This window comes from Streptomyces sp. NPDC058864 (assembly GCF_042742985.1).
In the GTDB taxonomy this organism is placed as follows: domain Bacteria; phylum Actinomycetota; class Actinomycetes; order Streptomycetales; family Streptomycetaceae; genus Actinacidiphila.
In genome coordinates, this window is record NZ_JBHYMQ010000020.1 from 107,787 (window position 1) to 125,421 (window position 17,635).

Here is a 17,635-nt window from a genome sequence, read left to right on the forward strand (position 1 = left end):
TCCGCGTGGGAGGCGGTTCTTCAGGCCTCGCGGGACGGCTTGGCGGGCTCGCCGGACCTGTGCACCGGAGGCAGGACGCTCCAGGGGAAGTTGATCCAGTCGTCGGTGCGCCGCCAGACGTAGTCGCACTTCACGAGCGACTGCGACTTCTCGTAGACCACCGCGCTGCGCACCTCGGCGACGTGGTCGGCGCAGAAGTCCCGGACGAGCTTGAGCGTCTTGCCCGTGTCGGCGACGTCGTCCGCGATCAGGACCTTCTTGTCGGAGAAGTCGATCACGTTCGGCACCGGGGCCAGCATCACCGGCATCTCCAGCGTCGTCCCGACCCCGGTGTAGAACTCCACGTTCACCAGGTGGATGTTCTTGCAGTCCAGCGCGTACGCCAGCCCGCCCGCCACGAAGACCCCGCCGCGGGCGATCGACAGCACGATGTCCGGCTCGAAGCCGTCGTCGGCGATCGTCTGCGCCAGGTCCCGCACCGCCTGCCCGAAGGCCTCGTACGTCAGGTTCTCCCGCGCCGGCCCGCCCATGGGCTCAGACCTGCGTCCGGTGGAAGTTGAGGTAGGAACGCGACGGCGTCGGCCCCCGCTGCCCCTGGTACCGCGAGCCGTACTTGTCCGAGCCGTACGGGAACTCCGCCGCCGAGGTCAGCCGGAACAGGCACAGCTGCCCGATCTTCATGCCCGGCCAGAGCTTGATCGGCAGCGTGGCGACGTTCGACAGCTCCAGCGTCACGTGGCCGGAGAACCCGGGGTCGATGAAGCCCGCGGTCGAGTGCGTCAGCAGCCCCAGCCGGCCGAGGCTCGACTTGCCCTCCAGGCGCGAGGCGATGTCGTCCGGCAGGGAGATCACCTCGTACGTCGAGGCCAGCACGAACTCCCCGGGGTGGAGGATGAACGCGTCCTCCCCCTCCGGCTCCACCAGTCGCGTCAGGTCCGGCTGCTCGACGGCCGGGTCGATGTGCGGGTACCGGTGGTTCTCGAACACCCGGAAGAAGCGGTCCAGCCGGACGTCGATGCTCGACGGCTGCACCATCGACGGGTCGTACGGGTCGATCATGACCCGCCCGTTGTCGATCTCGGTCCGGATGTCCTTGTCAGAGAGAAGCACGCAAGCAGGTTACGCGCGGACGGGGCTCCGGGCCGAATCGAGCCGGCCCGGCCCGGAGCCCCCGCGTCACGTCCGACCTGCGCGGTCCGGACCTCGGCTGCCGCTACTTGCCGATGTCAGCCGTCACGGGGACGGCGCTGCGCAGCCGTGCACACCGTGGACACCTGATCAACCGCCCGGGGCCGAGCCTTCCGGCGCCCAGGTTCTGCATCGGGAACGTAGCGGTGCTGAAAATGTGCCCTTCGGCACAACGAACGACGGTGCGATCCATCGCTGCCCTTCTCCCCGGTACCTCAACGACGAAAGCCACATTAGGGGATGAACCCACCCCCGCCTCACGCGGCACTCCGCCCACTCGGGCACCTCGGGTCGCCCTCACCGTACGCCCCCCACGCCTCCCCGCGCACGCCTTTCGGGGGGCAACACGAAGGCCCCGGAGGTATGCGTCCGGGGCCGGGCATGGGGTACAGTGTGCGAGGTCAGATGCCTCAACAGGTGTCTTACGCGGGTGTAGTTTAATGGTAGAACATGAGCTTCCCAAGCTCAGAGCGCGGGTTCGATTCCCGTCACCCGCTCCAGCAGAAAGCCCCAGGCACGCAGCCCGGGGCTTCTTTGTTGTCTAGACCTCTCTAGGCGTCGCGCACCAGATCCGCACCAGATGCCGCGCGTAGCCTCCGCGTCCTGAACAGCTTCGGGCGACGGGGATCGTTGATTGTGGCCCTGACCGGCGGCTAGAAGGGGGGTTGCCAGTCGCCCCAGTGCGGCGTGTAGCCGGGTGGGGGCCAGGATTTCGATCTACCTGGATAGTGCCACTGGCGGCCCACCCATTCACACTCCGGGATCAGGCCTTCCCAATCGTCGGTGCACCGGTCGGCCCAGGTCCGGCCCACCATGACCGGCCGGGTCACCGTGCCTCTGGTGACCTCCTGCACCCGCACCACCAGGCCGAGCCCGTTGACTCCAGGGTTCCCCCGCGGACCGTAGGACACATCAAGCACCCCACACCAGTGAGCCTGCAAGAGGAACCGTTCCAGGTCGGCTGGGACGCAGGCGTTCAACTCCCGCCCCCAGAGCGTCACCTGAGGTCCATGGACCGCGTCCATCGCAACACAGAACAACCGGCCGTCGATGAAATAGGCGTACACAGCGGGCCCCACGCCCCTCGTGCCGAACTCCACACCGAGGATCTCCTGAAACGCGGGATCAGCTTGGAACCGACGCAGCTCGGTCATGCCCGGCAACTCTGCGGCGACCTCCGTGACACCCATGCCGAAACACAGCGGCCCGACGCCCTCCAGAGGCATCAGCTCCCAGTCCAACCGCGCTAGCCCGTTCACGGAACCCTGAAGTCCCGCTGCCACCATCTCTCCATCCGTCCCCGCCCACGCACCGAGCCGCCACGATGTCAGGCGTTCAGCGTCACCCTGGCGTTGCACCAAGCCTCAGATCGTTCACGGAATCCTGGTCAGAGCTCAAGGAGCACCATCATGCCGGGTGTCAAGCATCAGGTGAAGCCGCACTGTCAACCGTCAACCGAGACAGGACAGCAGCCCTCTGATCAGCTCCTCGCAGGGCCTGTCGGAACCGAGGGTGGCCCGTAGCAATCAGATGTTCCGCGTGTCACGACCGCGCCAGATCGGGCGGGTACCGCGGGTCGGCGCCCGGCTCGCCCCACCTCGCTTCCTGAAACGGTGTTGGAGGAGGGCGAGTCGCCCGACGAGGAGTCTCCTGAGTGACGGCCGCCCGGCAGCCGCCGGGGGCGTGGGGCCGGCGACGTGAACACCCCGGCTCCCGGTAAGAGAATGGCAAGAGGCTGGTAAAGTCCGCTCACTTGGGCGGGGGCAGGGGGCCCTTGCCGGGAGGGACTCTCACGTGGGCAGACATGCCCTGAGACGGGGCGGTCTGACCGTCGCCGTCTCCGCACTCTCGGTCGCCGTCGCGGCGGTCACCGTGGTCTCGGGGGGCGGCGAGCCGGCCCGCGCGGCCACCGCACAGACAGCGGGAACGACGGAGATTCTCCTTCAGGACCCGCGCACGGAAACGACGCGTTCGGACCGCGTGCTCGCGGCCGGCGAGACCGGCTTCCTGCACCGGCAGGCCGGTGGAGCCGGGCTGCTCTGGACGGACTACGAGGACGGCGGCACCACCACCGTCACCACCCCGCCCGGCGACGCCGGTGCGGGCCAGCCGTATCAGCCGACCACCACCAGCTGCTACGACATCAGCGCCACCTGCCCCTCGGGCATGTTCGGACAGGGCGCCGACACCGTCGCGCTCCCGCACCGGTCGTACACCGAACCCGTCTCGCTGTGGACGCCCGACGGAGCGGACGGCGGCACGCTGCGCACGCTGGACATGCCGCGGCTGGACTACGTCGGCACGTACGGCGGGACTGTCGTGGCGGCCGAGCAGAACACCAACATCGACGGCTCGCCCCGGCCCGGCACCGGGCTGGAACTGCTGGACTACGTCGACGGCAAGCAGCGCACCCGCGTGGTGACCGGAGGCCCGGCCGACAAGGTCTGGAAGACGGGCGTCACCTCCGTGCGCACCGGAGACGCCAAGGGCGCGCTGCTCGCGTACCCGGGCGCCGCCGACGCGACCGGCGCCGCGACCTTCGACATCCACTACCTCGACTTCGCCACCGCGGAGCTCACCCAGGTCTTCTCCGGCGCCGGGAGCGGGCTGTCACTCGCCCTCTCCGGTGACCGGATCGGCTGGTACACCCCGGCCGCGGGCCTGCACCTCAAGTCCCGCGCGGACCTCGCCGCCGAGGAGACGGTCCCGGTGGGCAACGGCACGGCCGGCTCCCCTGTGCTCGTCGGGAACTGGCTCGTCCTGGTGGCGGACCGGGGCCCCGTCACGGCCGTCTCGCTGACCGACGGCACCACGAAGACCCTGCTGACCCGCTCGTACGGCGACCCCGTCGCCGCCCCCGACGGCTCCGCCCTCGTCACCGGCGGCACGAGCACCACCGACTGGTGGGTGCAGCGCGTCGTCCAGGGCGCCGACGGCACCCCGCGGCTGGAGAAGGTGGCCAAGGTGCCGCCGTACGAGAACCCCAAGACGGGCCTCGCGCTCAGCCGGGGCAGCCTGCGCGTGGCGGAGAGCGACCCCGCCGTCAGCAGCACCATGGACGCCACGTCCGTGCGCACGCTGACGACGAACGGCAGCACCACGCTCACCGCGTCCGACGCCACGGCCGGCGACAAGGTCTCGGCCGTGTGCCCGTACCCGGGCACCTCCTGCTCTGCGATGTGGGGTAACAAGGTCACCGCCCCCCGGGACGCCTACCTCGAGACGTTCTACGACGGCGACGAGGGCGGGTCGGGTCTGTCGGACGCGGACCGGGTGGCCCGCGTCGGCGACGGCTCGGGCGTTCCCGACCTCGAGTTCGGCACCGAGAAGGGCACGATCGTCGACGTGTCCGACGACTACGCGGTCTACAACTCGGGCGGCTCCGCCCCGATGCAGTACGTGGGCCACTTCGGCTACGGCCAGAAGCTGAAGCGCTCGGTCCGCGCCGCGGCCCTGAACGGGCCCGTCCTGTGGAGCGCCACCGCCACCGCCGGCCAGGTCACCTCCTACAGCCTCACCACGGACAAGACCCTCACCACGGTCACGGTCCCCGGCGCCGGCTGTGTGCCGACCGAGCTGCAGGCAGCGGGCCGCTGGCTGTACTGGGCCTGCGGCACGGCCTCAGCGGGCGTGTACGACACCAAGGCCGGCACGTCCGCCGCCGTGGCCCCCGGTGACGTGCTGCTCGGCGACGGCTTCACCGTCCGCCACGACCACGCCGCCGACAAGCTGGTCCTCACCGACGCGGCCACCGGAGCCACCCGCGTGGTCGCCGCGAAGGTCCCGGACACCGGCCTGGCCGCTGACCGTCGCTACCGCTGGACGGTCGACGAGTACACCGGCCTGGTCGCCTGGTTCGACGCGTTCGAGCAGACGCACGTCGCCACCACCGGCGTGACCCCGTCCGCCCTCACCGCGTTCGACTCGAGCGCCGACAGCCACGCCGTGCCATCCACCGCCGACTCCTGGACGGGTTCGTGGCTGCTGTCCCGCCCTGTCGGCTCCTGGTCGCTCACCTTCACCTCGGTGGAGAGCGGCGAGACCGGAAAGGCGAGCCGCTCGGTCACCGGCGGTGCGAGCGCCGCCCGGGTCTCGGCGGGCTGGAACGGCAAGACCGCGAGCGGGGCCCGCTTCCCCAACGGCCGGTTCACCTGGACCCTGAAGGCGACGGGCCTGAACACGTCCACCGCCACCACCGTGGCGACCGGCAGCGGCTTCCTCACCAACGGGGCGCCGGTACGGCACGACTTCGGCAGCCCCGACGGCCCGGACGGCACTGGCGATCTGCTGACCCTCAACCCCTCGGGCGCCCTGACCTTCCAGAGGGGCACGGGCACGGGGACGTTCTCGAGCAAGGTCAGCGGCAGCGGCTGGGCGACCAGCGTCAAGGCGGTCCCGTTCGGCGACCTGAGCGGGGACCGGTGCAACGACGTCCTGGTGCGCTACAGCAGCGGGGCCCTGCGCCTGTACAAGCCGGGCTGCGGTGCGGCGCTCAAGCCGACGACGTCGTACACCACGCTGGCGACCAGCGGCTGGACCCAGTACGACGTGCTGACCTCGCCGGGTGACATCAGCGGTGACGGCCGGCCCGACCTGATCGCGCGCAACGCCTCGACCGGCACGGTGTACCTGTACAAGGGCACCAGCACGGGCAAGCTGGCCGCGCGCGTGAAGCTGTACGACAGCTGGAAGGGCTACAAGAAGATCGTCGGCGCCGGTGACCTCAACGGTGACGGCATCGGCGACCTGGTCGTCCAGGACACCTCGAACACCCTGTACCGCTACAACGGCACCGGCAAGGGCACGTTCGGCGCCCGCGCCAAGGTGTTCGCCAACTGGGGCGGCTCGTACAACGCCGTCGTCGGTGTCGGCGACCTCAACCGTGACGGCAAGGCGGACATCGTCGTCCGGGACAGCGCGGGCAAGCTGTACCGCAACTACGGCGACGGGAAGGGGTCGTTCGGGTCCCGTACCCAGATCGCCACCGGCTGGGGCGGGTACAAGACCCTCTCCTAGCGACCTGTGGGGCTCGGAAAGTCGTCGCTGCAGGTCAAGCCGAATGGCCCTCAGTAACCTTTCTGCATAGAGCCATGGATCAGAGGGCGCCGTGCCCGTTCCGTGCCCGAGGGGACGGTAAACCACGGTCAACGGCGCGTGCTGGGGCGAGCTCATTGGTTCGCCCCAGCTGCCGTTGACGCTGATCAGAGCATGGCCGGGGCCGCAGGGACCGGGGATTCCCATGCGCAAAGCGCGGGTTTGAGTCCACGTCATCCGCTCGAAAGACGAGGGGCCAGGTCAGGGATGCGCTCCCCGACCCGGCCCCCGGCGTCCGCGTTGGCGCTTTAGAAGATGCCCTTGTAGCCCTGCCAGCCGGTGGCGATCTTCACTCGTGCGGCGAAGGTCCCGTTGCCCTTGCCGAAGTACCGGTAGAGGTTCCCGGCGGTGTCGCGTGCGATCAGGTCGGCCTTTCCGTCGCCGTTGATGTCCCCGACGCCGACGACCGCGTTGTACGAGGCCCCCCAGCCGGTGGCGATCTTCACGCGCGCGGCGAAGGTCCCGTTGCCCTTGCCGAAGTACCGGTACAGGTTGTTCGACTTGTCCTGGGCGAGCAGATCGCCGATGCCGTCACCGTTCAGGTCGCCGGCCCCGACGACCTTCTTGTAGGTCTTCCAGTTGTCGGCCAGCTTCACGCGCGCGGCCAGCTTTCCGCCCGTCGCTCCCTTGTACAGGTACACCGCCCCGGAGGAAGCGTTGCGGGCGATCAGGTCGGGGCGGCCGTCCTTGGTGACGTCACCGGGGGAGGTCAGGACGTCGTACTGGTTCCAGCCGGTGCCCAGCGTGGTGTACGCGGTGGTCGGCTTGAGCGCCGCCCCGCAGGCCGGCCGGTACAGGCGGAGGGTGCCGGTGCCGCTGCTCAGCCGGACCAGGACGTCGTTGCAGCGGTCACCGCTGAGGTCCCCGACGGGCACGGCGCGGGTGCCCGTCGCCCAGCCGCCGGCGCTGACCTTCCCCGAGAACGTGCCCGTGCCCGTGCCCTGCTGGAACGTCAGCGCGCCCGAGGAATTGAGCGTGAGCAGGTCGCCGACACCGTCGGGCAGCGCCGAGCCGCCGACATGGTCCCGCCATACCGCTGTGCCACCCGTCAACCGGACCGCGCCGGACTGGACCAACGCCGCTCCCTGCCCGTCCGCCGGCTGAGCCGTCAGCGTCCAGGTATACGAGCCGTTGGGAAGCCGTCCGCCTGTCGTGTCCCGGCCGTCCCACGTCGTCGCGATCGAGTACTCGGCCGGTCCGCCACTGCGCGTGGCCACCACGCGGCCCGTGGCCTGGTGGCGTATCTCCACCCTCCAGGAAGCCGTCGGCTCGGAGAGCCACCATTCACCGCGCCACGAGACCGGGGTCGCGTCCGTCTCCACCCGCGCGGTGACATTCCGGTAGGGAGAGACCAGGGCCGCCTCGGGACGCCCGGTGTGCAGGACGTGGACAGCCTGGTCCGGCGTGGAGTACGCGAGGTCACCGCTGCGAGGGTCGAGCGCCACGAGCCCCGCGGCGTCGGTTGCCCCCCGCTGGACGGCGGTCCCGGTCTGCAGGCCGTAGACACGCAGCCCCTTCCCGCTCCGGACGGCGACGACACCGTCGCCGAGGTAGGCCTGCGCGGTGGAGGGAAGCGGAATGTTCTTCCTGGACTGGAGGTCGTAGACGCCGCCCGCGGCGTACGGAGCGGTGCTCACGTTGCACGTCCAGTACAGCCACCGGCCGACGGCCTGCAGGTCGACCATGGAGGAGCACCCGGCGTTCACCGTGAAGGATGTCAGCGAGGCCCCGGTGCGCGCGTCCTTGGCCGTGACCTTGCCGCCCGGAGCCGAGGACCACAGGGTGGTCCCCCAGATCGCACCCATCTGGTACGGCTCCGTGTGCACGACCTTGCCGGAGTCGATGTCCACGACCCGGAGTTCCCGGCTGCCGCCGGCAGGTCTCCCTTCGACCAGCACCAGGTTCCCGGATGCCCCCACGATCCTCATCTGGTCCGGGGAATCGTCGAAGGAGTCCTGGAGGCCCGTTTCGATCGGCGTTCCGGGGAACGTCCCGCCCTTGCCCACGACGAACAGCTTGGGCTGCCAGCCGCTGTCCACGCTCACTGTCCCGCGGTACACGGTCCGGCCGTCCCCGGTGGGATACAGCTCGGGGCACAGCCCCCAGGCGACGCTGCACTTGGTGTACGGGACTGGCAGGCCGCCCATCCGCACGCGCTCGCCGTATCCGGGTGCGGTCTCGGTGAGGGGGCGGTCGTACACGGAGGTGGCCCCGTCGCCGAACTCCAGTGTCCTGACGGTGCCGTGATCCAGCGTCAGCCGCTGGAGCGCCATCGGGACCGGTGGGACGCGGAGCACACGGGCCACGTACGGCACGCCGTCCGCCCCGGCGGTGATGTCCTGGTAGCCGTAGTCCTCCGCGGACTGGCCGCCGACGAGTTGAACGCCGCCGTCCGACCGGACGGCGACACGGTCCGCCACCGCACGGGCGAGAAGCGTCCGCTCGCCGGAACCGTCGAAGGGGACGGCCACGACCCTCCAGATGGACGCCCCGGACGCCTTCAGACCGAGAAAAGGGTCATAGCGGCCCACGATCAGCGAGTCTCCGACGACGCCGAGGACCTTCGCGTCCTCGAGACCGACCTGGACCTCGCGCACGGGGGTGTCGAACCGGCCCTGCTCATAGATCCGCACGCCACCGGCCTGGGGGGTGACCAGATGAAGGGCGGTCACCACGGAATTCCCGGACACCGTGCCGTACGGCAGAAACGTGGCTTCCGCGGTGCGGAGATCGATCCAGGCGTACTGTGCGAGGTCCTCCCCTGGGACCTTCAGAAGTGAGAGGAACCCATGGACGCCGGCCCGCGCGACAGCGACGATGGAGGCACCCTCCGGAACGCCTGTCACGCGGCGGTCCACCGTCGTCCCGTTCTCATTGCTCAGCAGATGAAACTCGGTCGAGTCCCCGTCGGCAGCGGCTCCGCCCTTGGTCACCACCGTGGTCCCAATCGCCCTGCTGTACACCTGACCTGCGGGAACAGTGACGGTCGTGGTCTCGTCGGTGACCATGTTCCGCAGCAGTACGTCGCCCGTGCCACGGCTGGGCGGCAGCGCAACGACATCCGATCCCGCTCCGTAGTACTCCACGGGGTCGTGCAACTGCGTGCCTTCAAGCTTTCGGGTCGAGCCGTCCGCGCCCGTCCACTCCAATCCGGAGGGACCGCTCGTGGTGGCGGCGCTGTGCAGGAACCCGGAGGGCCCGGCGCTCATCACAGAGCCAAAGCCCGGTATGACGCGCATGGTCGCGGGAATCGTGGTCTCACTGAACGTTCCTGCATCGGCCGATGCGACCCAGGAAGCAGGACCGACAGCCAGCGACAGCGACGCGACCGTCGTGACGGCACTGCGGAGGAGGGCACGTCTCGCCACCTGATTCCACCCCTGACGCGAAAGGACCTGGAACAGGCAGGGGAATCGGCTCGGTCCACAGCACTCACAGCAAGCAAGCCGGTCGATCCCGGCGGCCCCCGCCCCCCACACCCGAATGATCGGATCCTAACAACGGGCTCACAGCTCACGGAAGAGACTTTCGAACCCGTTCAACACGTCGATCAGCCCGCCGCCGGGACCGTCGGTCGTGGGGCGCCGAGTGCCGGTGGATCAGCGCGGCCCGCTCGGAGGAATGTCCGGCCCGGACCATCGTGTCCTTGAGCGTGGCGCCCGATGGAGTGGTGAGGGTGTGGCCGGTGTGTCGCCGATCGCAGAAGCGGAAGTTCTCCGGGAGGTCGCCCGAGTGAGCGGATCGGTGAGGGCGCAGTAACGGTCGAATGCCTCACGAGCATCCGGAACAAACGTCTGCTGACGGACAAGACCACGCAGATGGGACTCGGTCAACCAGTCGTACCAAGCGATCTCCGAAGGATCCGGCCGGATGGGCCCCTCCACAACGACCTCATGCAAGCCGAGCCAGTACGGGCTGATCGCACCCTCGCAGAGGAACTTGAAGACGAACCGAGGACGGCCCTCGACCCCCGATTCCTCGACCAACTCCCTTGCAGCCGCATCTTCATACGACTCACCAACGTTCACGGCGCCCCCAAGCATCCAGTTGAACAGGCCGGGGAACAGCGAGACGTCATCAGGGCGGCGGTGCACCAATATCCGCCCACCGGCATCACGGCACACGATCGTTGCCATGCGATGCATCCACCCGTTTCGGATCGCCGAATCCCTGTCCACAACGCCCAGTACACGATCGTGCTCATCGACCCGCTCAACCAGTTCGCCCATGAGCCACACGATGGCAGGGGCAACCGACAAGCCGGGTCCGCGCTCGCCTCAGGCCGACGGACGTTGATGGGGACCTTTGAAAACGGCTGGGGAAGGTGGGGAGCGGAGAGCGGTTCTTGATCGCCAAGACGGTCTGCCCCACGACCCCGTTGGCTCGATCGGTCCGCCGGCCTTGATCGTTGCCGAGCCTGCTGATTGGTTGGTCGGCATGACCGAACTCGGCCCCGTCGCCTGGCCGCCCGTCCCGATCGAGACTGAGCGGCTCGTGCTCCGGGAGCCCGAGGCCCGGGACCGTGCGGCGTTCATCGAGCTGCACGCCTCGCCGGAGGTGCACACGTACCTCGGCGGCCCCCGGCCACGTGACGAACTCGAGCACGAGATGCCCGAGGTGCCCGGGCGGCGGCCGGGGAGTTTCGTCGTTGATCTCGACGGGGCGATGATCGGCCGGATCCTGCTCAGGAGGGCAACAGAGCATCGTCGCCCGGCTGCCGCGGGGAAGGTCGACCTCGGCTACCTGTTCCTGCCGAGGGCGTGGGGATTCGGGTACGCCGCCGAGGCGTGCGAGGCCGCACTCGGTTGGTTCGACGGCGCCCTTCCCGGTGAGCCGGTGGTGCTCACTACCCAGACCGCCAACATCGGCTCGATGCGCCTGGCGGCGAATCTGGGGTTCACCGAGATAGAGCGGTTCCGGGCCTGGGACGCCGAGCAGTGGCTCGGCTTGCGGTCCCCGCCGCCGCCCGTGTTCGACGGCTGTCCCGACTGCTGACCGCCCCGGCACCGAGGTGAACTGCCTGGAGAGAGCAGGTCTTAAGACGCTCGCGCAGCCGGGCAGGCACCTGGCAGGGTGTTCACCGTCCGGAACCAGGTGCCCCGGGCCGACATCTGTGCCTGACATCGACGGCTTTGAACATCCTCGTTCAACGGCGGATGCCAGCGGCCGCAGATCACGGGGAGTGACGACGGACACCATGGTCAAAGCTGTCGAGGCGAACATGTGGAGTTGGCAGATTGAGCTACCCCTACGAACTGGACGACGAGACACTATGGGACGCGGGCTACGCCAGTGGTCGGCTCTACTTCTCCCTTACGCAGAGCGCAGCGGAGCATCTGGAACTGCCGAGCGGCTTGATCGAGAACGACCGGCTGGGCGGCTGTGACGTTGAGCTGCCGGAGTTCCGGGCGTTCGTGGAGGGTGTGTACGACGCCTACTCCCGGACCAACAGTGCGGTGCTGCAAGGACTGTGGCGCGGCTTGCTGGTCACGTCTCTCGTCCTCCTGGACATGGCGGGGTCACCCATCACACTGAGCACCGAACACGAGGAGGCTCTCCGGAGCGAGATGGCCTCGTTCGGACGCTCCATGGAGGCTCCGAACTGGAGGCAGTACAGCAGCTCCGTGCCCCCGGCAGGTGATACGCACGGCCACCGCTGACAGATCTGGCTCGGGCCACGATCAGGAAGCGGCGCCTGACATTGTCGAGCGTGGCTGGATAGAGGTGCCCGAGCCCCTGATCGCTCTGCAATGCGCCGTATACGCGGCCAGGCAGGCGGTGACCGAGCACGTCCGCACGAACGGCGCTGTACGCACCTGGAGCGCTGAGACCAACGCCGCGGGTGCTGCGTTGCAGCAGACTTGCGAGAGAGCCGAGGTCACTCTGCAACAAGCGATCAGTGAAAGCTGCTTGGAACGCGATCACGGCAGACGTGCGGTGCATCACGCACTCAGGGCAGCGGCCCTGCCGCGGATGGAAGTCCGTGCCACATCCGTGCCGGAACGGGCGGGGTCCCCCGGGGAATCAGGGTGTGCGGGGGTACGTGTGCCCGGACTCGGCCCAGGGCGAGGAACCCCAGGTCACCCCTGAAGGCTCGTCCCGGCAACTGGTCTACCCGGAGCCCCCTTCCGGGTTCTCGGCCGCAAGGCAACCGCGCCGGGGTGCAGGTCATCGGAACCGGCACCCACGGCTTCCGGGCGGTCACCGGTGGGTGAAGACCGGTTCCCATGCCTGACCGGGCCTGGATGTCCGGGGGGCGGTCAGCGGCTTCATGTGGTCGCCGTCGATGTCGACCACCACCAGGCGCTGGCAGTACTGCGACCGGGTGCAGCGGATGCTGTCGCTCTGCCAGGCGATGACCCGCTGGTCGTCGGCCCAGGCGACCAGTTCGTCCACGGGCTGGGTTTCGACCACGTGGCCGGTCCCGGAGTTGAGAACCTCGGTGATGTTGTTGCCCATCGGGACGTTGTCACCGGCGACCAGCCTTCCGTTCGGTGACACGCCGCCGGTCGAGGGATGCTCCGGGTCCTCGCCCGCCGGGGCGGGACGCTGACGGCCCTGGAGGTCGTAGAAGCGGGGGCGTCCGGTGTTCGTGGCGCCCTCCATCTTGATCAGGCTGCCGTCACGGCTCCATTTGGCGTCGCCCATCCGCCAGACCAGCGGTGAGTCGCCCTCCGTCTCCGGCAACGGACAACTGCGCCAGACCGACGCCCCGGTCGCCGGGTCGACGACGTAGTAGCCGGTGCGCTCGATGTCCCAGAACCGGCGGGACAGGTTCTGGTCCCTCGGGATGTCCGAGTCCGCCGATTCCGTGTGGAACCCGTCCTTCGACGGTTTCCCTGCGATGGAGGTCGTGACGGCGAGCTTGTCGCCTTGCGGCGACCAGGACACACCGCCCGCCGCACGGCCCAGGTTGATCCAGCGGGTGACCTTTCCGGTGCTCATGTCGACCAGGCCGACCCGCTTGGCCGGCAGCGGGCCTTCGAGTACGGCGGCGGTCTTCAGGCCCCGGGCGACGTCGATGTAGGCCCAGGGGGTCTTCTCGTACCGGCCGGTGCTGGTGTTGAGCAGGTACCACGTCCGCACGATCGGGCGCTTGGAGTCCTGTTCGGGGCCCCAGCCGAGGGTGTAGTACGCGGACAGCGCGGTGTCCCCGGCCGCGACCTGGTGTTGGGGCCGGGTGTCGCCCAGGTCGGTCACGACGTCGGCGTCACTGAGGCCGGCGGGCAGCCCGCGGTCGCGGCTGCCGGAATCCAGTGCCGGGACCAGGAGCGCGGCGACGAGCACCGCCACGGTCCCCAGGGCCGCCGCGGCCGCCTTGCGGAAGCGCCGGGTGCGCCGTACGCGCAGGACCCGGTCGGCGAAGTCGCCGGGCACGCGGACGCCTTCCATGGCGGACATCTCGTGGAGCGTCTCCCGCACCACCCGTTCCACGTTCATCGGGACACCTCCACCGCGGTGAGGCCGGAGCCGAGGGCGGACCGGCTGAGTTCGGGCGCGATCTTGCGCAGCCTTTCCAGGGACCGGTGCGTCGTGCTGCGCACGGTGCCCACCGAGCAGCCGGGCCACATCGGCCTCCGGCAGGTCCTCGAAGTACCGCAGGACCAGCACGGTCCGCTGGCGCGGGGTGAGACGGGCGAGCGCGCCGCGTACGACGAGCCGCAGGTCGGCGGCGCCGGTCGGGTCCGCGGCCACGCCGTCCGGCGGGACGGGGACCGTGGTCTCGCGCCGTCGCCACCGCAGCCGCCACCGGCTGATCTGCTGCCGGTACAGCACCTGCCGGACGTAGGCCTCCGGCTCCTCGATGAGATGCCACCGGCCCGCGGCCTTGACGAGCGCGTTCTGCAGCAGGTCCTCCGCCTCGTGGAGGTCCCCCGCGCTCAGCAGCACCGCGAGCTTCATCAGAGCGGACGACCGGCTCGTCACGAACTCCCTGAATTGATCTTGCCCTAGGGCATCCATCCGTCACCTTCCGTGTCGACCGGATCGATCGGCACCCTCTATGACGCGTGCGGCGGCCCGCCGCTATGCCGGGTGGACGGAGAACGAATAATCAAAGTTGGCCGGCCTGCTGCATGCGCGGGCGGGGCGTTCGCCGCACCAGGAATCGACGGTGCCGTTCGGATGGGCGAACCGCGGTGGCCGGGGCGGACCGTGCCGGCCGCGGGTCTCGCGCACGTCGATCCGGTGTGCCTCCATTGCCGATTCCGTACGCTGCGCGGCTCGATACGCCCCGAGTGTCGCACCGGCGCACCCTCACCACCTTGTGCCCTAGGGTTGCGGCGTGAGCCACGAGGTACCGGCGGATCTGCTGGAGATCGTCGATGCGCTTCTGCCGGGCGCCCCGCTGGATCGGGCGCGTCCGGCCGCCGACGGCAACATCCATCACGTCGTGCTGCTTCCCGGAATCGCGGCCGTACGGATCAGCAAGCGTCCCTCGGCGGCGGAGGCGCTGCCGCGCAGGACGGAACTGCTGCGCGCGATCGGGGCGGCCGGACTGCCGTTCGCCGTACCGGAGCCGCTCACCCCGGTCATGGACTTCGACGGCCGTGCCGCGGTCGCCGTGTCCTGGCTCGACGGCGCCGCACTGCCCGAGGGCGAAGGCGATCCGGAACAGATCGGCGACCTTCTGCGGGCGCTGCGAGAAGTCCCCCTCACCCCGGCGCTCCGCCGCGCCCTGGCCGCTTCTCGGGAACAGACCCCGGCACGGGGCTGGGCCGAAGTCCTGGCCGAGGACGTCATCCCTCGCCTGCCCGCCCACTGGCGCGACGAAGGCCGGCGGCGCCTGGACAACGCGGTAGCTCTGGAACCGGTACCGGACGCGCTCGTCCACGGCGACCTCGGTGGCTCCAACGTCCACTGGAGCCCGGAGGGCAAGCTGATCGGCGTCCTCGACTGGGACCTCGCGCTGCCCTTCGACCCCGCCGTCGACGCCGCCTGCATGGCCTGGCACGGCTGGGACACCATCCGCGACGCGGTGGACCACGAGACCTACCGACGCGCGCGGGTCTGGGACCGGACCTTCGGCATCGGGCACCTCATCGCGGTCCTGCCCGGGAAGACCCTGTCGAACGTGGAGAGTTACGTCGACCACATCGTGCCCTGGCTCGAACTCGACACCCGCTGCAACCACGCCGGATGAGGGGGTCCGGCCGGCGTCGCTTCCTCCCGGCCACGCCCTGATCGGGCAAAGCCCGTCGGCCATAATGTGGGCGTGGATCGCATCGGCACGTACACCGTCGAGGGCAAGCTCGGCGAAGGGGGCATGGGCACGGTCTACCTGGCACGGTCTCGCGGTGGCCGCGCGGTGGCGGTGAAGGTCGCCAGGCCGGAACTCGCGTCCGACCCCGCCTTCCGTGAGCGTTTCCGTGCGGAAGTGGCGGCGGCTCGTATGGTGGGCGGATTCCACACGGCCCCGGTCGTGGACGCGGACCCCGACTGCGAGCCTCCCTGGCTGGCGACCGCGTACGTGCCCGGTCCGACGCTCGCCGAACTCCTGGCCACCGAGGGTCCGCTGGACGAGCCGCGCCTGAGGGGCCTGGGCGCCGCGCTCGCGGAGGCGCTCGAGGCCATCCACTCCTGCGGTCTTGTCCACCGGGACCTCAAGCCCGGGAACATCATCATGGCGGAGGACGGCCCCCGCGTCCTGGACTTCGGTATCGCCCGCGCGGTGGAGTCCACCCGCCTGACCGCGACGGGAGCGGCCTTCGGCACCCCCGGCTACCTCGCCCCCGAGCAGGCTCTGGGTGAGGACGTCACGGGCGCCGCCGACGTGTTCGCGCTCGGCGCGGTCCTGGTCGCGGCGGCGGGCGGAAAGGCATGGGGCGAGGGCACGCCGATGTCCCTGATGTACCGCGCGGTCCACGAACCTCCGGACCTCGCGGTGGTCCCGCCGGAACTGCGGGAGGCGGTGGCATCGTGCCTGGCCAAGTCCCCCTCGGCGCGCCCGGCTCCATCCGCGCTCCTGGACCTCCTGACCCTCCCCGCAGCACCGCCCGCCGCGCCGTTGGCCGACCGTGTTCCCACGGCCTACGCGAGAACGGTCTCCGTGCCGCGGCCGCCCGTCTCGGACGCCGCTCCGGAAATCCCGTCGCCCGCGATCATGGCCGCCGATCACGAGGCGAGCATCGCGGCGGACGGCGACGGAATCGTGTTCCGGCTCGATGGCACCGAGGCCGAATTCGAATGGTCCGAGATCGCAGCCATCGAGTACACGGCCTCCCGGCGAGGCAGGCAACTCGTGGTGAGGATCGGGCTCTACGGCGGCGCGTCCTACACGTGCGAGGTCAGCGGCCGCCGTAAGGCCGACGTCGACGAGTGGCTCGGACAACTCGACCTCGTGGTCGACCGGCACTTCGACGCGTAGGGCGCGAGCTGCTCCACCACGCGGCACCCGCGCACCGTTTGCGCGGTGATCACTTGTCCGATGGGGCGGGCGCGGGGCGGGGAGTCTCCAGGCGCAGGACGAGCGCACGCAGGGTGCGCAGTTCGGCGTCCAGGGCCTGCGCGCCTTCCCGGCTGAGGGCGATCCACGTTCGGGGGCGCCGTCCGAAGTAGCCCGAACGCGGCCCGCAGCCGTAGGGAGAAAACGGCACGACCCCGGGTGGCGCTCGGTGCGTCCATCCGGGGTCGCGCCGTGCCGGTCCGGTGCCTTCGCGTCAGACGACGCGCTTGCGGCCCCAGAGGAAGACGAAGGCCGTGACGGCGGCGGCCAGGGCGAACAGGATCGAGGCCCCGAACCACTGCATGCCGCTCATCTGGGAGACGGGGAGGTAGTCCACCGCCCAGCCCACGATGCCCTTCTGCTGCTGGCAGGCGGCGACGGCCTTCTCCGATCCGGCGTGCACGCAGGTGCTCCAGCCGAGGGTCTCCCCGGACGACGTGACGAACGACTGGTCGATCTGGAAGGCGGCGGTGGGCAGGCGCGGGGTGTCGCCGTTGACGCCCGAGTCCGTGGTGACCCTGATGACGTTGCCCAGGTCCAGCCGGAAGTGGGCCCAGACCACCTGGACGGCGACCGCGAAGAAGAAGGTCACGACCATGGAGAGCAGGGTGCGGCGCAGGACCATGCCGATCGCGACGCCGCCCAGGACGGTGAAGAGGGCGAGCGCGACGGGCACGGGCCCGGTGTTGTCGAACGCCTGGCCGGAGGTCCAGTCCATGACCGTGTTCTCCTTGCTGACCGGTGCCCACCACCGGCCGAAGGCGAAGGAGAGCGCCACGGTGCTGACCACGACCACCAGCGTGGTGATGCCGAGCTTGGCGGCGAGCCAGCGGGCGGGTCCGGCGCCCTGGGAGGTGACGAGCTTGGCCGTGCCGCTCTCCAAGTCACCCGCGAGCAGCGGGGCGCCGA

At 69.8% G+C, this 17,635-nt stretch carries 12 protein-coding genes, 1 tRNA gene and 3 pseudogenes; 6 read left to right on the forward strand and 10 right to left on the reverse strand.

The features are described 5' to 3' along the window. Positions 1 to 20: 20 nt before the first annotated feature. Positions 21 to 530 carry a phosphoribosyltransferase gene (locus ACFW3D_RS18140; protein WP_500505146.1) on the reverse strand — a complete coding sequence of 170 codons (510 nt, stop codon included), beginning with the start codon at positions 528 to 530 and terminating at the stop codon, positions 21 to 23. A 4-nt stretch (positions 531 to 534) separates the two neighbouring features. Then, positions 535 to 1,110 (reverse strand): dCTP deaminase, encoded by a 576-nt coding sequence (gene dcd / locus ACFW3D_RS18145; protein WP_500505147.1) that lies wholly within the window; start codon positions 1,108 to 1,110, stop codon positions 535 to 537. 504 nt (positions 1,111 to 1,614) lie between these two features. Between dcd and ACFW3D_RS18150 the strand changes: the two genes are divergently transcribed. After that, positions 1,615 to 1,688: transfer RNA gene (locus ACFW3D_RS18150), tRNA-Gly, on the forward strand. 153 nt (positions 1,689 to 1,841) lie between these two features. On the opposite strand, the gene ACFW3D_RS18155 is transcribed toward ACFW3D_RS18150, so the two are convergent. Beyond that, positions 1,842 to 2,429 carry a hypothetical protein gene (locus ACFW3D_RS18155; protein ID WP_500505148.1) on the reverse strand — a complete coding sequence of 196 codons (588 nt, stop codon included), beginning with the start codon at positions 2,427 to 2,429 and terminating at the stop codon, positions 1,842 to 1,844. A 553-nt stretch (positions 2,430 to 2,982) separates the two neighbouring features. Here ACFW3D_RS18155 and ACFW3D_RS18160 point away from each other — a divergent pair. Then, positions 2,983 to 6,204, forward strand: coding sequence for a VCBS repeat-containing protein (locus tag ACFW3D_RS18160; protein WP_500505149.1), 3,222 nt, complete (start codon positions 2,983 to 2,985; stop codon positions 6,202 to 6,204). Between the two features lie 326 nt (positions 6,205 to 6,530). Here the strand turns inward: ACFW3D_RS18160 and ACFW3D_RS18165 are convergent, their stop codons facing one another. The 3 genes and pseudogenes from ACFW3D_RS18165 to ACFW3D_RS18175 all read right to left on the reverse strand — a co-directional run. Continuing rightward, positions 6,531 to 9,491 carry an FG-GAP-like repeat-containing protein gene (locus ACFW3D_RS18165; protein WP_500505150.1) on the reverse strand — a complete coding sequence of 987 codons (2,961 nt, stop codon included), beginning with the start codon at positions 9,489 to 9,491 and terminating at the stop codon, positions 6,531 to 6,533. 304 nt (positions 9,492 to 9,795) lie between these two features. After that, positions 9,796 to 10,005 (reverse strand): annotated as a pseudogene (locus ACFW3D_RS18170) (tyrosine-type recombinase/integrase); the annotation flags it as partial. Between the two features lie 113 nt (positions 10,006 to 10,118). Continuing rightward, positions 10,119 to 10,511: pseudogene (locus ACFW3D_RS18175) on the reverse strand (NUDIX hydrolase); the annotation flags it as partial. 208 nt (positions 10,512 to 10,719) lie between these two features. Here ACFW3D_RS18175 and ACFW3D_RS18180 point away from each other — a divergent pair. Continuing rightward, positions 10,720 to 11,277, forward strand: a complete 558-nt coding sequence (locus ACFW3D_RS18180; RefSeq protein WP_500505152.1) for a GNAT family N-acetyltransferase — start codon at positions 10,720 to 10,722, stop codon at positions 11,275 to 11,277. 242 nt (positions 11,278 to 11,519) lie between these two features. Then, positions 11,520 to 11,942, forward strand: a complete 423-nt coding sequence (locus tag ACFW3D_RS18185; RefSeq protein ID WP_500505153.1) for a DUF6086 family protein — start codon at positions 11,520 to 11,522, stop codon at positions 11,940 to 11,942. 541 nt (positions 11,943 to 12,483) lie between these two features. On the opposite strand, the gene ACFW3D_RS18190 is transcribed toward ACFW3D_RS18185, so the two are convergent. Together ACFW3D_RS18190 and ACFW3D_RS18195 are read right to left on the reverse strand one after the other, a co-directional pair. Continuing rightward, positions 12,484 to 13,722, reverse strand: coding sequence for a hypothetical protein (locus ACFW3D_RS18190; RefSeq protein ID WP_500505154.1), 1,239 nt, complete (start codon positions 13,720 to 13,722; stop codon positions 12,484 to 12,486). Continuing rightward, positions 13,719 to 14,244, reverse strand: a pseudogene (locus ACFW3D_RS18195) (SigE family RNA polymerase sigma factor). Before ACFW3D_RS18195 ends, ACFW3D_RS18190 begins: the two are co-directional and overlap by 4 nt. Positions 14,245 to 14,566: 322 nt before the next feature. Between ACFW3D_RS18195 and ACFW3D_RS18200 the strand changes: the two are divergent. Both ACFW3D_RS18200 and ACFW3D_RS18205 read left to right on the forward strand, forming a co-directional pair. Next, a complete protein-coding gene (locus tag ACFW3D_RS18200; protein ID WP_500505156.1) occupies positions 14,567 to 15,424 on the forward strand; it encodes a phosphotransferase family protein in 858 nt (285 codons plus the stop codon). A 72-nt stretch (positions 15,425 to 15,496) separates the two neighbouring features. After that, positions 15,497 to 16,648, forward strand: coding sequence for a serine/threonine-protein kinase (locus ACFW3D_RS18205; protein WP_500505157.1), 1,152 nt, complete (start codon positions 15,497 to 15,499; stop codon positions 16,646 to 16,648). A gap of 49 nt (positions 16,649 to 16,697) precedes the next feature. Here the strand turns inward: ACFW3D_RS18205 and ACFW3D_RS18210 are convergent, their stop codons facing one another. Further along, complete coding sequence (locus tag ACFW3D_RS18210) at positions 16,698 to 16,877, reverse strand: hypothetical protein (RefSeq protein WP_500505158.1); 180 nt, start codon at positions 16,875 to 16,877, stop codon at positions 16,698 to 16,700. A 63-nt stretch (positions 16,878 to 16,940) separates the two neighbouring features. Then, positions 16,941 to 17,635, reverse strand: a 695-nt coding sequence (locus ACFW3D_RS18215) for an ABC-2 membrane transporter-related protein (RefSeq protein ID WP_500505159.1), incomplete at its 5' end; no start/stop codon positions are given.

Bases quoted from the DNA above. Each gene is read 5' to 3' on its own strand.
- ACFW3D_RS18140 (WP_500505146.1), bottom strand. From the start codon at position 530: ATGGGCGGGCCGGCGCGGGAGAACCTGACGTACGAGGCCTTCGGGCAG.
- ACFW3D_RS18165 (WP_500505150.1), bottom strand. From the start codon at position 9,491: ATGAGCGCCGGGCCCTCCGGGTTCCTGCACAGCGCCGCCACCACGAGC.
- ACFW3D_RS18180 (WP_500505152.1), top strand. From the start codon at position 10,720: ATGACCGAACTCGGCCCCGTCGCCTGGCCGCCCGTCCCGATCGAGACT.
- ACFW3D_RS18190 (WP_500505154.1), bottom strand. From the start codon at position 13,722: ATGAACGTGGAACGGGTGGTGCGGGAGACGCTCCACGAGATGTCCGCC.